At 69.2% G+C, this 16490-nt stretch carries 17 protein-coding genes; 11 read left to right on the top strand and 6 right to left on the bottom strand.

Annotated elements, in window-relative coordinates; translation table 11 throughout:
• The first annotated feature begins 1 nt into the window (after position 1).
• From H623_RS0100085 to H623_RS0100065, 5 genes are all read left to right on the top strand, one after another.
• Positions 2-1012, top strand: a complete 1011-nt coding sequence (locus H623_RS0100085) for an SIS domain-containing protein (RefSeq protein WP_022898915.1) — start codon at positions 2-4, stop codon at positions 1010-1012.
• A gap of 46 nt (positions 1013-1058) precedes the next feature.
• Positions 1059-2741 carry a hypothetical protein gene (locus tag H623_RS0100080; protein ID WP_022898914.1) on the top strand — a complete coding sequence of 561 codons (1683 nt, stop codon included), beginning with the start codon at positions 1059-1061 and terminating at the stop codon, positions 2739-2741.
• Entirely contained in the window at positions 2738-3919 is a 1182-nt protein-coding gene (locus tag H623_RS0100075; RefSeq protein WP_026939731.1) for a Gfo/Idh/MocA family protein, read from the top strand. Before H623_RS0100080 ends, H623_RS0100075 begins: the two co-directional genes overlap by 4 nt.
• Positions 3907-4767, top strand: coding sequence for a DUF6807 domain-containing protein (locus tag H623_RS0100070; protein ID WP_026939730.1), 861 nt, complete (start codon positions 3907-3909; stop codon positions 4765-4767). Before H623_RS0100075 ends, H623_RS0100070 begins: the two co-directional genes overlap by 13 nt.
• A gap of 125 nt (positions 4768-4892) precedes the next feature.
• Entirely contained in the window at positions 4893-6335 is a 1443-nt protein-coding gene (locus tag H623_RS0100065) for a phytoene desaturase family protein (RefSeq protein ID WP_026939729.1), read from the top strand.
• A gap of 17 nt (positions 6336-6352) precedes the next feature.
• Here the strand turns inward: H623_RS0100065 and H623_RS16900 are convergent, their stop codons facing one another.
• From H623_RS16900 to H623_RS21580, 3 genes are all read right to left on the bottom strand, one after another.
• The gene (locus tag H623_RS16900; RefSeq protein ID WP_022898912.1) at positions 6353-6739 is read right to left on the bottom strand and encodes a TraR/DksA family transcriptional regulator; all 387 of its coding nucleotides are present in this window, start codon (positions 6737-6739) and stop codon (positions 6353-6355) included.
• Positions 6740-6754: 15 nt separating this feature from the next.
• Positions 6755-8029 (bottom strand): Nramp family divalent metal transporter, encoded by a 1275-nt coding sequence (locus H623_RS0100055; protein ID WP_022898911.1) that lies wholly within the window; start codon positions 8027-8029, stop codon positions 6755-6757.
• 156 nt (positions 8030-8185) lie between these two features.
• Positions 8186-8359, bottom strand: coding sequence for an SHOCT domain-containing protein (locus H623_RS21580; protein WP_022898910.1), 174 nt, complete (start codon positions 8357-8359; stop codon positions 8186-8188).
• A 318-nt stretch (positions 8360-8677) separates the two neighbouring features.
• Between H623_RS21580 and H623_RS0100045 the strand changes: the two genes are divergently transcribed.
• Together H623_RS0100045 and H623_RS0100040 are read left to right on the top strand one after the other, a co-directional pair.
• On the top strand, positions 8678-11113 hold the full coding sequence (locus H623_RS0100045) for a LuxR C-terminal-related transcriptional regulator (RefSeq protein ID WP_169514879.1): 2436 nt from the start codon (positions 8678-8680) through the stop codon (positions 11111-11113).
• A gap of 214 nt (positions 11114-11327) precedes the next feature.
• Positions 11328-11528, top strand: coding sequence for a hypothetical protein (locus H623_RS0100040; protein ID WP_022898908.1), 201 nt, complete (start codon positions 11328-11330; stop codon positions 11526-11528).
• A 38-nt stretch (positions 11529-11566) separates the two neighbouring features.
• Here the strand turns inward: H623_RS0100040 and H623_RS0100035 are convergent, their stop codons facing one another.
• Positions 11567-12406 carry an inositol monophosphatase family protein gene (locus tag H623_RS0100035; protein ID WP_022898907.1) on the bottom strand — a complete coding sequence of 280 codons (840 nt, stop codon included), beginning with the start codon at positions 12404-12406 and terminating at the stop codon, positions 11567-11569.
• A 154-nt stretch (positions 12407-12560) separates the two neighbouring features.
• Between H623_RS0100035 and H623_RS0100030 the strand changes: the two genes are divergently transcribed.
• Together H623_RS0100030 and H623_RS0100025 are read left to right on the top strand one after the other, a co-directional pair.
• Entirely contained in the window at positions 12561-14435 is a 1875-nt protein-coding gene (locus H623_RS0100030; protein ID WP_022898906.1) for an alkyl/aryl-sulfatase, read from the top strand.
• A 64-nt stretch (positions 14436-14499) separates the two neighbouring features.
• Positions 14500-14778, top strand: coding sequence for a DUF2277 domain-containing protein (locus H623_RS0100025; RefSeq protein ID WP_022898905.1), 279 nt, complete (start codon positions 14500-14502; stop codon positions 14776-14778).
• A 22-nt stretch (positions 14779-14800) separates the two neighbouring features.
• Here the strand turns inward: H623_RS0100025 and H623_RS0100020 are convergent, their stop codons facing one another.
• A complete protein-coding gene (locus H623_RS0100020) occupies positions 14801-15118 on the bottom strand; it encodes a DUF7882 family protein (RefSeq protein WP_026939726.1) in 318 nt (105 codons plus the stop codon).
• Positions 15106-15360, bottom strand: a complete 255-nt coding sequence (locus H623_RS0100015; protein ID WP_022898904.1) for a hypothetical protein — start codon at positions 15358-15360, stop codon at positions 15106-15108. Before H623_RS0100015 ends, H623_RS0100020 begins: the two co-directional genes overlap by 13 nt.
• Before the next feature lie 151 nt (positions 15361-15511).
• Between H623_RS0100015 and H623_RS0100010 the strand changes: the two genes are divergently transcribed.
• Positions 15512-16162, top strand: coding sequence for a helix-turn-helix transcriptional regulator (locus tag H623_RS0100010; protein ID WP_022898903.1), 651 nt, complete (start codon positions 15512-15514; stop codon positions 16160-16162).
• Between the two features lie 146 nt (positions 16163-16308).
• The coding region (locus H623_RS16890) for a hypothetical protein (RefSeq protein WP_033370939.1) at positions 16309-16490 on the top strand (182 nt) is incomplete at its 3' end.

Below are 16490 nucleotides of genomic sequence, written 5' to 3'. Positions count from 1 at the left end.
GATGGAGTTCATCACCTTCGACGCGGCCATGCGGTCGCAGCCGACGGTACTGGCGCGCCTGCGCGATCGCCTGACCGACGAGTTGCGCCGGTTCCCGGCGGAGATCGCACCCTGGCGACGCGGCGACACCGTCGCGCTCCTGGCCATGGGTGCGGCGCATCACTCGACGCGGGCGCTGGCGCGCGTGCTTCGGGAAGCGGGGATCCGCGTGCTCGATGTTCCGGCATCGGAGGTCGTGTCTCCAGAGGGCATCGCCCCCGCTGACCACGCCCTCATCGTCTCGGAGTCCGGCCGCAGCCCGGAGCCGATCGGGGCCGCGCGCCGGTTCCCGGTCGGACATCGGCTGGTGATCACGAACGTTCCGGATGCTCCGGTGCGACAGGTCGCGGACGCCGTCATCGACCTCGGCGGTTTCGACGACTCCCGCGCCTACACGGCCGGGTACACGGCCACCCTGCTGGCCTTCGACGCGCTCATGCATGCGCTCGTGCCGGCGGAAGCGGAGCGAACGCCGGACGCCGGCAGAGGATCGGTCGCGGATGCCGTGGCCGACGCACTGCAGGCATTCGGGGGACCTGCTGAGGACTGCGCGTCCTCACTGGCCGAGGCGACCGCCGTCGACGTCGTGGGGTCCGGAATCTCCGCGTCCTCAGCCGCCGAGATCGCACTGCTCGTGCGCGAGTGCCTGCGGATTCCGGCCACCGCGTTCGAGACCCAGCAGTACCTGCACGGGCCGATGGAATCCGTGCGCGAGGGCACGACGGTGATCGTCGTGGGAGACGGCCGAGAGCGTGCGATCCCGCGGTCGTTGGACGGCAGCGGCGCGCGGTTCATTGTGATCGGCCGGAACACGGCATCCGACGCCCCGCAGTTCGATGTGGGCGACCGAACCGGTTTCGCCCGAGCAGCGGCCGAGGTCGTGGCAGGACAACACCTGATGGCGGCGGCGATCCGACGGCTGCCGTTCGCGATCGAGGAGTTCGTGCACAGCCAGACGGACACCAAGGTGTGAGGCGACGCGTCACCCCTTCTCACCCTTGATCTTCGAAAGGCTCTCCGTGCTCGACCAGCAATTCCACGAGGCGGTCACCCGTGCCGCGCTCGATCACGCGCGCGATCTGCTGCCGAGCGCGGCCGGGCAGGGCGGACGCCCGCACCGGGAACTCATGCGGGAGGCGAAGGTGCTGCTCTCCGTGATCGCGGCGGACGTTCCGGTCGAGCGCGGGCCCTTCCTGGCTGCCGCGCGCTCGCGTCTGGACGCACTTCGCTCGCTGCAGGCCGCTACCGGGCTCTTCGCCGGAGGCGACAACCTGCAGTCGCCGCCCGACAGTGCCTTCACGATCAACGACGCGTGCGACGCGTACGCACTTCTCGGCCCCCTCGCCGGCGACCCCGAGATCGACGATGTGCGCTCCCGGATCGCCGCGATCATCCACGCGACCACCGAACCGCTGCTGCACGGAGGCGTGCACACGCCGAACCACCGCTGGGAGATCAGCGCGGCGCTGGCGCGCATCCATCGCTCGTTCCCGGATGCCCGGCTCGTCGCGCGCGCACAGGAATGGCTCGCCGAGGGGGTCGACGTCGATGCCGACGGGTTCTATTCGGAACGGAGTCCGAACTACGCGGCATACGTGAGCAATCCGTCGCTCACGGTGCTGGCGGACATCCTGAATCGCTCGGAGCTGTGGGAGATCGTGCTCCGCAACCTGGAGGCGACGCTCGGGCTGCTGCGCCCAGACGGCACGGTGGAGACAGTGCAGTCGCGCCGACAGGACCAGAACGCGCCTTTCCCGCTCGCGCCGTACCTGTCCGCGTTCCGTGCCGCGGCCGTCGCCACCGGGCGTGGGGACTTCGCCGACGCCGCGCGGCGTGCAGCGCTGCCGGGCGTGCACGACCCGGAGTTGTTGGCGCAGACACTGCTGCGCCCGCAGCTGCTCGAGCAGTTGCCGGAACCCATCGCACGGGCTCAGGCGGCGTCGACATACTTCCCCGCAGTCGCACTCGCGTCTCGCGTCTCGCCGATCGCCGAGACCGTGCTGTACGGCGGCTCCGACTATGCCGCACGGGGCCGCATCCGCTCGGGGCTCGCGAACAACCCGACGTTCTGTCGAGTGTTCGCGGGCGACGCGGTGCTCGACTCGGTTCGGCTGTCGCGGGCGTTCTTCGACCTGGGCCCGTTCCGCGCCTCGACGCTGCGCCGCCTCGGCGACGACGTCTACTTGTTGGAGGAGACGATCGACGCGGCGTACTATCAGCCGCTCGGGCCCTCGGACCGCCGCGCTGACGGGCTGTACGACCTCGTGGACGACGGGCGGTTCAGCGCCTCAATGTCGTTCCAGAATCGCCATCGCGACGTGGTGAGGATGACCACCGCGATCGAGGCTGCGCTCGTGCCGGACGGCGTGGACCTGCGCGTGCGCATCGACTCGCCGGAGCTGCCCTGGTCGCTCGAGTTCGGCTTCCGCGAGGGAGGCGCCGTCGTCGGCGGGGTTCGTGAACCCGACGGCACCTGGGTCCTTCCCGCCGGCGAAGGGGAGTACCGCGTCGGCGGCTCCCGCATCGCCGTCCGACTGGACGGAGCAGCGCTGTCGCAGAGCCCTCTGCCGTATGAGCCCGGCCAGGACTACGGCTTCCTCGGTGCGACGGATGCCGTGGACGGCGTTCGCGTACGGCTCGGTGGTACTGCTCCCACGGAGTTCGCGGTGCATATCCGTGCCGAACGTGAGGACGTCCGATGAGCGGCATGGTCACACGGCGCGCGCACGCGGAGGCGCGTCCGCTGCGCATTGCCGTGGTCGGCGTGCACGGGTACGGCGCGGCGCACGTGCTCACGGCGCTGCGGCTGCAGCAACAGGGGCGAGCCGAGTTGGTCGCGCTCGTCGATCCGCTGGATGGCCCGATCGTGCGCGAGGGACGACGGATCGAAGCGGAGCTGCCCGCCATCGTGCCCGATCTCGACGATGTGCTGGAGCGACGCGACATCGACGTCGCGGTCGTGGCGACGCCGCTGCACACGCACGCCGGCATCGCGGCACGGGCGCTGCGCTCCGGTGCCGATGTGCTTCTCGAGAAACCCCCGGTGACAGACCTGGCGACGTTCGAATCGCTGCGCGCCGTGCAGCACCAGACGGGCGGGCTCATTCAGGTGGGCTTCCAGAGCCTGGGGTCGCTCGCGCTGGTCGAGCTGAAGAGGCTCATCGAAGCCGGCGAGCTCGGAGTCGTCGAGGCGATCGGGGCCGCCGGTACGTGGACGCGCGATCACGCCTATTGGACGCGGGCGCGCTGGGCAGGTCGCCGCGAGCTCGACGGCGTGCGCGTCTCCGACGGTGCAGTCTCGAATCCGTTCGCCCACGCCGTGATGACGGCGCTGCGCATCGCAGGCTGGAATGATGCGTCCGCGATCGACGCGGTCGAAGCGGATCTGTACCGCGTCAACGAGATCGACGTGGATGACACGTCCACGCTGCGTGTACATCCGAGCATCACCGGCCGCGGCTCGTTCGGCGGCGTGATCACGTGTGCGTTCACGCTCGCCGGTCCTCGCGAAGACGTCCCGTTCATCCGGGTGCGCGGGTCGAAGGGCACCGCCGTGCTGCACTACACCGAGGACCTGCTCGCGGTGAACGGCGGGCAGGGGCGCCGGTTCGACCGGGTCGATCTGATGGAGAACCTGATCGACGCACGGGCCGGCCGGGCCGAGCTGTTCTCGCCACTGGACGCGGCGGGAGCCTTCGTCTCGATCATCGAAGAGGTAGCCCGCACACCCGTGCGCCCGATCGCGCCGTCGTTCGCGCAGTGGCACGGTTCTGACGAGTCGCGGCACCCGGTCGTCGAGGGCGTCGTGACGGCCGTTGAGCGTGCCCTGAAGAGCGAGAGCCTGTTCCGGGAGCTCGACGAGGCGCCGTGGGCGCGCTGACGCAGCGCGTGGATGCCAACGGCGTCGACATTCTTCTCGACGGCACGTCGGTCGCGCGATACGTGTTGCACCCGACCATGCCTGGCGACGAGTCGCCGAGACCGTTCTTGTCGGCGCTGCGCACGCCGAGCGGCGTTCGGGTGTCGGATGCTGCGCCCCCCGACCACCCGTGGCACCGCGATCTCTCGCTCGCCCTTCCCTACGTCGGTCCGGCGAACCTCTGGGGCGGCCGAACCTGGGACGCGACGCGCCGCGAGTACCTCGACCTCGGCAACAACGGCGCGATGTTGCACGAGTCGCTCGAGCCGGCGGCCGGAACGGATGGCATCGGCTTCACCGAACACCTGCGCTGGGTGGACGCCCGCGGCGGCGAGCTGGCGCGAGAGCGACGCGAACTGCGGTTCTCGACACAGACATCCGGATGGCGCGTGGAATGGTCATCGCACGTCACCGTGAGCCGTAGCCTCGCCTTCGGCAGCCCGGCCACGCACGGGCGGGAGGGCGCGGGCTACGGCGGCATCTTCCTGCGTGCGGCGCCGTCGTTCCGCGACGGGACGATCACGACATCCGAGACGAGCACCGTCGACGATGGCGCGCTGATCGGCACGAGCGCCGAATGGATGTCCGTGCGAGCCTGGGACGCGTCGGCCACCGTCGCCCTCGCCGTTCCGTCGGCTGCACCGTGGTTCGTGCGCACCCGCGAATATCCCGGCCTCGGGCCGGCGCCGTTCTTCCACGACGAACGAGCGCTGCACGCCGGCGAGACCCTCCACCTGCACTGCCGCGTGCTCGTGGCGGACGGCGCGCTGACGCGGGGGACGCTCGAGCGCGATCTTCTCCGGCGCTGACGCCTCGAGCGGCGCGACCGACTTCGGCCGGCGTTTCGACGATCGCTTCAAGGGGGTTGGGCAGCGCGCACGCGTCGGCTAGAACGTAAGAGGGCGCCGTGCGTGCGCCCCGCGGGAGGGTGGACGTGCAAGACGTCGTCGTGGTGGGATCCGGTCCGAACGGGCTCGCGGCCGCGGTCACACTCGCCCGAGCGGGTCTGGCCGTCACGGTGTTCGAGGGTGCCGATTCGATCGGCGGCGGGAGCTCCTCGGCGGAGCTGACCATTCCCGGGGTGCTGCACGACGTCTGTTCGGCTGTGCATCCGATGGCGCTCGCCAGCGAGTTCTTCCGCCGGTTCGAGCTGGAGCGGCGCATCGACCTCCTCGTTCCCGAGATCTCGTACGCGCAAGCGATCGACGGCGCCCACGCGGCGGTCGCGTACCGCGACCTGGAGCGCACGGCCGCCGGGCTCGGTGGCGACGCGGGCGCCTGGCGCCGCCTGTTCGCGCCGTTCGTCCAGGACGAAGGGCGAGCGCTGGGGGAGACGATCGGGGCTTCCCTGCTCGGCGTGCCGAGGCATCCGTCGACCCTCGCACGGCTCGGGCTTCGAGCGCTGCGACAGGGCAGTGCTCTGTGGCGGAACGCGTTCACGGGCGAGGATGCGGCGGCGCTCCTCACGGGAGTGTTCGCGCACACGATCCAGCGCATGCCGTCGCTCGGCAGCGCTGCCGCGGGGCTCGCGCTCGCGGCCTTCGCGCACGGGCGCGGCTGGCCGATCCCGCGCGGGGGCAGCGGCGCGATCGCGCGAGCCCTCGCCGACGACCTGATCGCGCACGGCGGGCGCATCGAGACCGGCGCCTGGGTGCACAGCCTCGACGAGCTACCGCCGGCCAGGGCGACTCTGCTGGATGTCACTCCGCGCGCCTTCCTGCAGCTCGCCGGCGACCGCCTGCCCGGCCGTGCGCCGTACCGCCGCTTCCGCTACGGAAACGCGGCCGCGAAGGCGGATTTCGTGCTGTCCGATCCGGTGCCGTGGAGCAATGCGGAGCTGCGCCGCGCCGTCACGGTGCATGTCGGGGGCACGCGCAGGCAGATGGCCGAGGCGGAGCGCGTGGTGGCCGCCGGCGGGCATCCGTGCGAACCCTACCTGCTCACGGCGCAGCCGACGCTGCTGGACCCGGAGCGCGCTCCCGGACGCCATGTGCTGTGGGCGTACACGCACGTGCCTGCCGGGTCGGGCGAGGACCCGACGGAGGCGATCACCGCCCGCCTGGAGCAGTTCGCTCCGGGATTCCGCGACACGATCGTGGCGAGCGAGGCGCGGAGCGCGCAGCAACTGGGAGCGCACAACCCGAACGACGTGGCAGGAGACATCGCTGCGGGTGCTGTCACGTTCGGGCAGCTGATTGCTCGGCCCACGCTCTCGCCGCAGCCGTGGCGCACCCCCGTGCGCGGTGTGTACCTGTGCTCCGCCTCGACCGTGCCCGGGCCAGGGGTGCACGGCATCGCCGGCTGGCGCGCCGCGCTTCTCGCCCTGCGCACCGAGTTCGGCATCGCCCGCGAGCCGGACCTCTCGCCCGAGGCGTGACACCGCCGGGCGTGTGTTCAGTGCGCCTCGGCCGCTCGAGCACAGTCGATGCAGAGCTCGGCATACGGCCGTGCGCGCAGCCGGGCGACGCCGATCGGCTTTCCACAGCGCTGGCAGAGCCCGAAGGTTCCGGCCTCGATGCGGGACAGCGCATGCTCCACCTCGGTCATCTCGACCTCGAGATCGTCGTGCATGCCCGTCAACTGCGACCAGGTCGCGGCCATGGTCGGGCCCTCGGGATCGTGCTCGTCGTCGGCCTGCCCGTCGGAGCGTGCCTCGCGCGCATCGCTGAGCGAGGCATCCAGTCGGCCCTGTCTGGCCAGCACCTCCTGCCGGCGCGCTTCGAGCGCGTCGTGGAACTCGCGTCGTTGGGCGTCCGTCAGGCTTCGTCGCACGGAAGGCACCCGCCGATAGTACGTCTACTCGAGACCGAACACGGTCAGGCCGATCAGCGCGCCGTTCAAGGCGATGATGGCGGCGGCCACCGTGATGCCGGCGACTCGTAGCGGAATCCGGTTCACGAACTCGCCCATCGTGGAGCGCCGCGACGTGAACCACACGAGCGGCACGACCGCGAACGGGATGCCGATGCTCAGCACCACCTGGCTGATCACCAGCGCCCAGGTGGGGTCGACGCCGACGCCGAGCACGATGAGTGCGGGCGCGAGCGTCACGAGCCTTCGCAGCGCCAGCGGCACCCGCACGCGCAGCAAGCCGGACATCACCGCCGCGCCGGCGTAGCAGCCGACCGACGTCGACGCGAGCCCGGATGCCAGCAGACCGATCCCGAAGACCACCCCGACGGCAGGTCCCAGGGCCTGGGTGATGGCGAGGTGGGCGCCCTCGATGCTGTCGGTGCCGGTGACTCCAGGGAGGCTCGCCGCCGCGAGCAACAGCATGGCCACGTTGACGGAGCCGGCCACGATGAGCGCGAAGATCACGTCCCAGCGGTTCGCGCGCAGCAGGCGTCGCACGCGTACCGGATCGTCGGATGCCCCGTGCCGGTCGAGCGCCAGAGTCGAGTGCAGGTAGACCGCATGCGGCATGACGGTGGCGCCCAGCATGCTCGCCGCCAGCAGGACGGAGCGCGCGCCGTCGAACCGCGGAACGATGCCCGCGACCGCCTCGCCCCAGTCGACGGGGCTCACGGCGAGCGAGGCCACGAAGCCGATCGTGATGATGGCCAGCAGCCCCATCATGACGAACTCGAACGTGCGCTGCCCTCGCCGTGACTGCACTGCGAGAAGCACCATCGAGACCGCGCCGACGATGACGCCGCCGGCCAGCAACGGCAGGCCGAAGAGGATCTGCAGCGCGATCGCGCCGCCGATCACTTCGGCCAAGTCGGTGGCGGCGGCGATGATCTCGGCCTGCGCCCAGTAGAGCAGTCGGCCGGCACGGGGCATCCGATCACCGAGCAGCTCGGGCAGGCTGCGTCCGGTGACCAGGCCGAGCTTCGCGGAGAGGTACTGCACGACGACCGCCATCACATTCGCGGCGATCAGAACCCAGACCAGCAGGTAGCGGAACTGTGCGCCGGCGGTGAGGTTGGCCGCCACGTTCCCCGGATCGACGTAGGCGATGGCCGCCACGAACGCCGGTCCGATCAACCAGAGCAGCCGGCGTTCCGGCGCGGACGAACGGATGCCCGTGCCCCCGCCCGTGCTCTGCTCGGCGACCGATTCGCGCGTCATTCGCCACCCCTCGACGCGGAGAGTTAGGCGCGTCTAACTTTCGGTATAGCACGTACTGACGAGAATGGTGGACCCCGTCTTCACTCCGGACCGACGGAAGGGGCGAAGCCGTCGGCCGCGCCCCTTCCCTTGCCGCTCGAGCGGCGTTCGTCGCTGTCAGTACCGCCCGGTGAGCGCCTTGTTCTTGATCGCATCGAACTCGCCCTGCGAGATCGCACCCTGGGCGAGAAGATCCTTCGCTTTGGCGATGTCACTGGCCGGATTGGCCGACGGGCGCGGGCGGTACGTGTCGTCCTCGGGCACCACACCGAAGTTGTTCCAGAAGTCCACGGCGACAGTCCTTTCCTCGTGTGCGCGGTGCCCGAAGCGCATCGTGGAACGCGCGATCCGCCTCACGGTAACGAGGGAGCGTCGAGGTGCGTCACACCTGCTTCGGGTGATCTGCGCGCGCGAAACACGTGCGAAGGCGCGGTGGCCGGGGCTAGTGTGAGGTCTGTTCATGCGATAGGGGGAATACGCATGTCAACGGCTGGCGACGATTCGGGCAGATCACCCGCCACAACGCGAACCACAGCACAGGGGGTCGTCTCGGCGATGTCGCCGAGCGGTGTTCCACGTGAGAGCGCATTCGAGGTCGTTCGAGCATCCTTGGACGAGCCGATCGAGGCTCTGGCACGGGGGGAGCTGAGATCGGTGGCGGTCTGGGCCGCCGCCGGTTCGGGCAAGAGCGTTCTTCTGGCGCACTGGGCCCGGCTCCTCGAGGAACGCGGCGAACAGGTGCGCTGGATCGACGGCGCGAGCCTGACGACGGCGCTCTCCGAGGAGCGCCACCGCACGGAACGCCCCATCTACCTCTTCGTCGATGACGCGCACACGCTCCGGTCGGCCACGGCGAAGGCCAGGTTGGCGGCGGTGATGGAGGGGCCGGGACAGGTTCGGGCCGTCGTCGCGGGACGGTATCAGCCGGTGGCAGGACTCGCGTACCTCCAGGCATCCGGTGACCTCGTCGAGCTGCGCACCGAGGATCTGGCGTTCGAACGCGAGGACGCAAAGGCGTTCGCTTCCCGGCACGGCGTTGAGATGTCGGATGCCGTCGCGACGGCTCTTCTGCACCGTACCGGCGGGTGGGCGACCGCCCTCGCCCTGGCGATGCCGTGGCTCGCGCGCAGTACGGATGTCGAGGCCGCGGTGCGCGAGTTCAGCGGAGACGACAGTGCGGTCGCCGACTTTCTGCTCACGGAGGTGCTCGCCGCGTTCGATGATGACACGCGCGAAGTTCTGACCGCGGCGGCCGTCGCCGAATACGTTCCGACCGAGCTCGCTGTCGCGGTCGCCGGCAGCGACGCGGAGGGCACGCTGCACCGCGTAGCGGCGACGAACGCGCTCCTGATGGAAGACGCGCACGGGTTCCGGTTCCACACTGTGCTGCTCGCATTCCTGCAGGCCGAGGCGCGTCGGCTCAGCCGCACGGCCGCGACACGTGCTCACGCGGTCGCGGCGGAGTGGTTCGTCGTGCACGAGCAACCCGCGCAGGCACTGCGACAGGCGATCGCAGCATCCGACCTCCCGGTTCTCGCGGAGATTCTGGAGCGCGTCGGGCTCGAGTTGACGCTCGCCGGCCGGAGCCGGCTCGTCGCGGCGGCGCTGAGCCGTTTTGCCGCCGAAGACGAGCAGCCGCTCAGCGTGATCGTGCTGCGGCTGCTGCTGGACGCGCCCGCGTTCGCGGACCCGCGCCGCACGCGCCACCTGCTGGCACTCGCCGAACGCGCGGCGGCCTCTCCGAGTGCCGAGCCGTGCCCGTGGACCGTGATCCTGGATGCGCTCCGCTGCTTCTCCGACGCGCGTGACGGTTCACCGTCGGCGGGCGTCGCGCGTCTCACCACCGTCGCCGCGCAACGGTGCAGGGAGGCGGACCTCGGCCTCGACCTGCTGTGTGCGATGGCCGAGGGCCGGCTGCTCGCGCTCATCGGCGAGGCCGCTCGCGCGCAGGCCGTGATGCGTGACGTGCGGGTCTCCGCCTACCGGGCCGGGCTGGACTGGCTGTTCCTCGTCGCCAGCGAGCTCTCCATCGGCATTCTGAGCGATCTGGGCCGTTGGGACGAAGCCGTCGTCATCGAAGACAAGCTGGTCGATGCCGCAGACCGTTTCTCCGCGGTGCCTCACGACCGGGCACGGCGTCGCGTCGAGGTGATCGCCGCAATGCGACGGTATCTGCACTGCGTGGAGAACGATGCGTTCGCACTGCGTGACGTTGCGGCATCCGACCCGCTCGGACTCGATCCGGAGCTGAGCACGACGGCGCGGATCATCGAGCTTCTCCCCGAACTCGACCGCGCCCGCAATCCGCGTCGCGCTCTCGACGAGATCGAGCGGTTGATGCGCGAGACCGGACTCTACGTGTCTCGGGTGTTCGCTCTCGCCGCCCCGCGCATGGTCGCCACGCGACTCGCGTTGGACGGTCGCGCGCGGGCGAAGGAGACGGCGGAGCTCGTGTCGTCGGTGCTCGGCCCCGACGGGGTCGAGACCGCCATTGCACGCTTCGTGCTGAGTTCTCCACTACGGAACACGGAGCCGGTGGCGCGCGGACTGGAGGAGGCGCTGGGTGCCGGGCGGGCGAGGCATCCGGCGTCGTTCGTCACGGCGGAACTGCTGTTGGCGCACTCGGCGGAGGAGAACGGTCGGCACACCGATGCCGATCAGCATGTGCAGCACGCGGTGGAGCTCGCCGTGCGCTACCGCGTGGAACGGCCGTTCCTCGCTCCGGCCGTGAACGGCATCCATCTGGTCAGCAGCAGGCTCGGCAGGTTCGGACATCTGGACGACGACGCGCGGCGCATCGTGGCCTGTGCGCCGACCGACGCAGCCGATGGCAGCTCCGCTGCCGCCCTCGCGGAGTCGCTGACGGTGAAGGAGCGCGAGATTCTGCTGGAGCTGCCCGTGCACCAGTCCGTTGCGGAGATCGCGCGCAAGCACGCGCTCAGCGTCAACACGGTGAAGACGCATCTGCGGAACATCTATCAGAAGCTCGGCGTCTCCGATCGCGGTGGGGCGGTCGACGTGGCGCAGGGCCTCGGGCTTCTCTGAGCTCACATCGCGGGCTCACATCGCGGGCTCACATCGCGGGCTCACATCGTCGGCGCACATCGTCGCGACGGACCGCGGCGCGAGGACGCTCTGACGGCCTACGCAGCGCGCCGATCTCGTACGGCGTCGGATGCCCATGGGTGATTCACCCGGGCTAGGTGACGACCGCCTGTCCGCCGTGGGCGACGCTGAACGTGCACGGGGGAGGTGCACGGTGAAGCGCTATGAGATCCGACTTCCCTACGCGTGGTCCGAGCGACTGGCGGCGGCGTTTCCCGAGATGGAAGCGGTGCAGATCGCCCCGTCGACGACCGTTCTGTCGGGAACGTTGCGCGATCAGGCGGAGCTTCACGGCCTGCTGGCCCGCATCGCAGACATGGGGCTGGAGATCCTCGAGGTGCGACAGACCGAGTGAGCTGCTGGTCCCGGCTGAGGCGGTCGACTCTCGGATGGTCAGCGCTCGCCGATGAGGTTCAGCAGCTCCTCGTGGATCGCTCCATTCGTCGCGACAGCACTGCCGTCCCAGAGCGCCGAGCCGCCATCGGCGGCGGTCAGTCGGCCGCCCGCCTCCTGCACGATGGGGATCAGCGCGGCGATGTCGTACGGATGCAACCGGAACTCGGCGACCGCCTCGATGAGCCCCTCGGCGAGCAGTGTGTAAGCCCAGACATCCCCGTACGCCCTGTCGCGCCACACTGTGCGGGTGAGCTCGATGAGCGCCTCGAGGTGCCCGGCGTGATCCCACTGCTGGATGCTCTGATAGCTGACCGCTGCATCCGACAGCTTCTGGATGCCCGACACGCGCAGCGGCGTCGCCTCGCCCGCCTGCTCTCCCGGGCCCTCGCGCACCCAGGCGCCGGCGCCACGGGCGGCCCACCACCGCTTGCCCAGTGCGGGGGAGCTGGCGACCCCGACGACGGCTTCCCCGTCGACGACCAGGGCGATCAACGTGCCCCACATCGGCAGTCCCCGCTCGTAGCTGTGGGTGCCGTCGATGGGATCGATGATCCAGAGGCGATGAGCGCCGGGGGCGTCGTCGGCGTCTCCGCCGTACTCCTCGCCCAGGATGAGGTCGTCGGGCCGTTCGGTGCCCAGGAGCTCACGGATCGCGCGCTCGACGGCCTGGTCGGCGTCCGTCACGTGCGTGCGATCCGGCTTGGTCGTCACGTGCAGATCGTTCGCGCGAAAGCGTGCGGCGGAGATGGTGTCGGCGGCGTCGGCGAGCCGGTGGGCGAGGGCGAGGTCGGAATCGAGGACGGTGTCACGGGCGGGTTCGAAAGCTGAGGCGGCCACGGATCAAGGTTACCGACGCCCCGAGCGGGCCGAGCCTACGCCTGTCGTGCTCCCGTCACCTGTGCGGGGTGATCGGCAGACATCCATCGCTGCGGGCGTGTGAACGAGACGAGGATCGTAGAACAGGATTCGCACGGCAGAGGGGGAAGCGCACGTGCAGCAGAACGAGGCGACGGAGGCCATCAGGGCGGCGCAGCGATCGGTGAAGGAGGTGCTCCCGTTCGCCGATACGGCAGACTTCGACGCCGTCGAACGAGGGTTCCTGGGCACCATCGAGCCGGGGGTGATCAAGGATGCCGACGGTCGCGTCGTGTGGGATGCCGACGGCTACGACTTCGTGCGGGGTGACGCCCCGGACACGGTGAACCCGAGCCTCTGGCGGCAGTCCCTGCTCGTCGCCAAGCACGGCCTCTTCGAGGTCGTCGAAGGCGTCTATCAGGTGCGCGGACTGGACCTGTCGAACGTCACGTTCGTCGAGTCGGATACCGGTGTCGTCGTCATCGATCCGCTGATCTCGAAGGAGACCGCGGCAGCGGCGCTGGCGCTCTATCGACGCCACCGCGGAGACCGACCGGTGAAGGCCGTGATCTTCACCCACAGCCACATCGACCACTTCGGCGGGATCTTCGGGATCGTCGGCACGGACGCCGTCGCGTCCGGCGAGGTGGAGATCATCGCGCCGCAAGGGCTGGTGGCGGAGGCCGTCGCCGAGAACGTCTATGCGGGAACGGCGATGGGACGCCGCGCCGGATACATGTACGGCGCCGCCCTCGGCCGTGGCCCGAAGGGCGCGGTGGGCGCGGGCCTGGGAGCCACGACGTCGACGGGACAGCCCGGCATCGTCCCGCCGACCAAGGAGATCACGACGACGGGCGAGACGTACACCGTCGACGGCGTCGACATCGAGTTCCAGATGGCTCCCGGAACAGAAGCGCCGGCCGAGATGCACTTCTTTTTCCCGCGGTACCGAGCGCTCTGCATGGCCGAGAACGCCACTCACACCCTGCACAACCTCCTCACGCTCCGGGGAGCTCTCGTGCGAGACCCGCACGTGTGGTCGCGTTATCTCACGGAAGCGATCGAGCGTTACGGCGACCGCGCGGACGTTCTCTTCGCGTCTCATCACTGGCCGACCTGGGGCCGGGAGCGGATCGCGGACTTCCTCGGACAGCAGCGCGACCTCTACGCCTACCTTCACGACCAGACGCTCCGCATGCTCAACCTCGGCATGACCGGCGCGGAGATCGCCGAGGAGATCGAGCTTCCGCCCGTCTTGGAGAATGCCTGGAACGCCCGCGGCTACTACGGCAGCGTGAGCCACAACGTGAAGGCGATCTACCAGCGCTACATGGGCTGGTTCGACGGCAATCCGGCGCGACTCTGGCCGCATCCGCCGAAGGCGCTGGCGGAGCGCTACGTCGCCGCGATCGGGGGAGTGGCGCGCGTTGTCGAACAGGCGCGCGCCGCGTACGACACCGGCGACTTCCGCTGGGCGGCCACGCTGCTGGACCACGCCGTGTTCGCCGATCCGGAGAACGCGGCGGCCCGCGAACTCTATGCGGCCACCCTGGAGCAGCTCGCGTACGGCGCGGAGAACGGCACCTGGCGCAACTTCTTCCTCTCCGGTGCCACGGAACTGCGCGAGGGGAACTTCGGAACGCCGACGAAAACGAACGCGCCGGAGATCCTCGCTCAGCTGAGCGTCGAGCAGCTCCTCGACTCCGTCGCGATCGCCGTGGACGGACCGAAGGCCTGGGACCTCGATCTCGCCTTGGACATCACACTCGTCGACGAGAACCGCAATTTCCGCGTGACGCTGCGCAACGGGGTGCTCGTGTACGTGCAGAAGGATGCCGATCCGGCAAGTGCCGGAGTCACGCTCGAGTTGACGAAGCCTCGGCTTCTGGCGCTCGTGGCGGGGGACCAGACGAGCCCGGGGTTGTCGATCGCCGGAGACCCGTCAGTGCTCACATCGCTGACCTCTGTTTTGGGGCGGGGCGACCCGGACTTCAACATCGTGCTGCCGTAACGGAGCGCTCCGAAGCGGGTCCGAGACCTTGAGACCCGCTCGGGTGGCGCCTAACTTCGATGGCATGTGCCGCAACATCCATACTCTGCATAACTTCGAGCCCGCCGCGACCACCGAAGAGGTGAGCGCTGCCGCCCTTCAGTACGTTCGCAAGATCGCCGGGACGACGAAGCCCTCGAAAGCCAATCAGGAGGCGTTCGAGAAGGCCGTGCACGAGATCGCGCACGTCACGCAGCACCTGCTCGATGACCTGGTCGCCACGACTCCGCCGAAGAACCGTGAAGAGGAGGCCGCGAAGGCACGAGCACGTGCTGCGCGTTCCGGTCGCTACGCGACGGCGTAGCGCGCGAGCCAGGGCGCGACGATCATCGGTTGTGGGATACCGCAGGCGTGCCGTCTTCGTTTCGAACGATGAGCCCTCGTGGACCGTTGGCCTCAGCCTCGAGCACGGCGATCCACTCTCTGTTCAGCGAAGGGACCCGGGAGCCCACGTATTTGAAATAGATCGGCGAGCTGACGTTCAACCACATCGACTCGCGACTGGTCGCATTCGCTGTCGCAACGAGCCACGACATCATGAACGATTCACCCCGCCTCAGCTTGTTCACGATCACGAATTCGAGGTGGGTCAGGAGCCGGTCGTCGAACTCGACGTCGCGCGGCCCGTAGATCAGGACTCCCACGCCGCTGCCTTCTGATCGGTCGAGTCTTCATGCCGCAAGGAGCCCATTCCGGCTGCCCGCTTCCGGAGTTCCCCGATGATCAACGGCTCACGCTCCGAGGTGACGTGGGTCGCATGGGCATCCTCCGCCGAAGTCGTCACGTCTGCTGTCACGTCCTCGATCCGGCTCAACTCGAGGACGAGCTCTCGGATCGTCAGCGACTCGAGCGCTTGCGTATCTGGGACGCGGTGCCCGTCGATCACGGTGTTCCTCTCTGATGCGGGGGCCAGGCGCACCGCCGGGAAATGGGGGATGCGGGCGCTCGGGACTCCTCGCGCATCATCAAAGCTAGAGAACCGAAGGGGATGAAAAAACCACCCCTGCGGGTGGGAAGACGATCAGTAGCCTGGGTTCATGGCTGTCACGCTGGCACTCGTCAACGACTACGAGGTCGTTGTGCAGGGACTCGCGTCGATGCTGCGCGCATATGAAGGCCGGGTCCACGTTGTGGAACTCGACATGGAACAAGCGGTGAGTGTTCCTGTCGACATCGCGCTCTACGACACGTTCGCCGCGCCCCAGGGCGATCAGGCGCAGCTTCACGACCTGGCCGCCGACCCGATGGTCGGCAAAGCGGTCGTCTACTCGTGGAACATGGACGCCTCGCTCGTGGAAGCCGCGCTGGCCAACGGCGCCCAGGGGTACATCTCCAAGGGCCTCCCGGCCAGCCAGCTCGTTTTGGCCCTCGAAGAGATTCGGGCGGGAACCGGTCGCATCTACCCGGCCGCGGGCCGCGATCTGACCTCGGCCGGAGACTGGCCCGGCCGGCACGAAGGGCTGACCCAGCGAGAAGCCGAAGTGCTGTCGTTGATCACACAAGGCTTGTCCAACGCTGAGATCGCCGATCGAACGCACCTGTCGATAAACACGGTCAAGTCGTACATCCGTAGCGGTTACCGACGAATCGGCGTCGACAACCGCACGCAAGCCGTCCTCTGGGGCGTCTCACACGGGTTCCTGCCCGATCGCGGCCGGATCACTCGGGCGTATACAGAATCCCCCTGATCAAGAATGCTTTTGACCAGGGGGATCTTTATCTGGTGCACCCCCAGGGACTTGAACCCTGAACCCACTGATTCAGGTTCGGACGCCGTCGTAACGCCGATCGACTTCGCGTTCGAGCTGCGCTCCGCACGGAGCGGTGACGCGGCATGAGCGCGACGGCGATGCCCTACGTCGGCGAGAACATGAGCGCCTGCTGCCAGCGCACGGAACGAGAGTGCGTGCCCGGCGCGCGATGGCTCCAGTGCGCTGAGTGCGGCACGGTGCTCGTCAACATCGACGGGCTGATCGCGGCGCCGGCGGTCGTCGAGGTCGCGCTCTTCGACGTTGA

Origin of the sequence: Humibacter albus DSM 18994 (assembly GCF_000421825.1) — a bacterium.
GTDB classification, from domain to species: domain Bacteria; phylum Actinomycetota; class Actinomycetes; order Actinomycetales; family Microbacteriaceae; genus Humibacter; species Humibacter albus.
The sequence above is the reverse complement of the archived record's forward strand: the minus strand, read 5'-3'. Positions and strand labels throughout refer to the sequence as shown.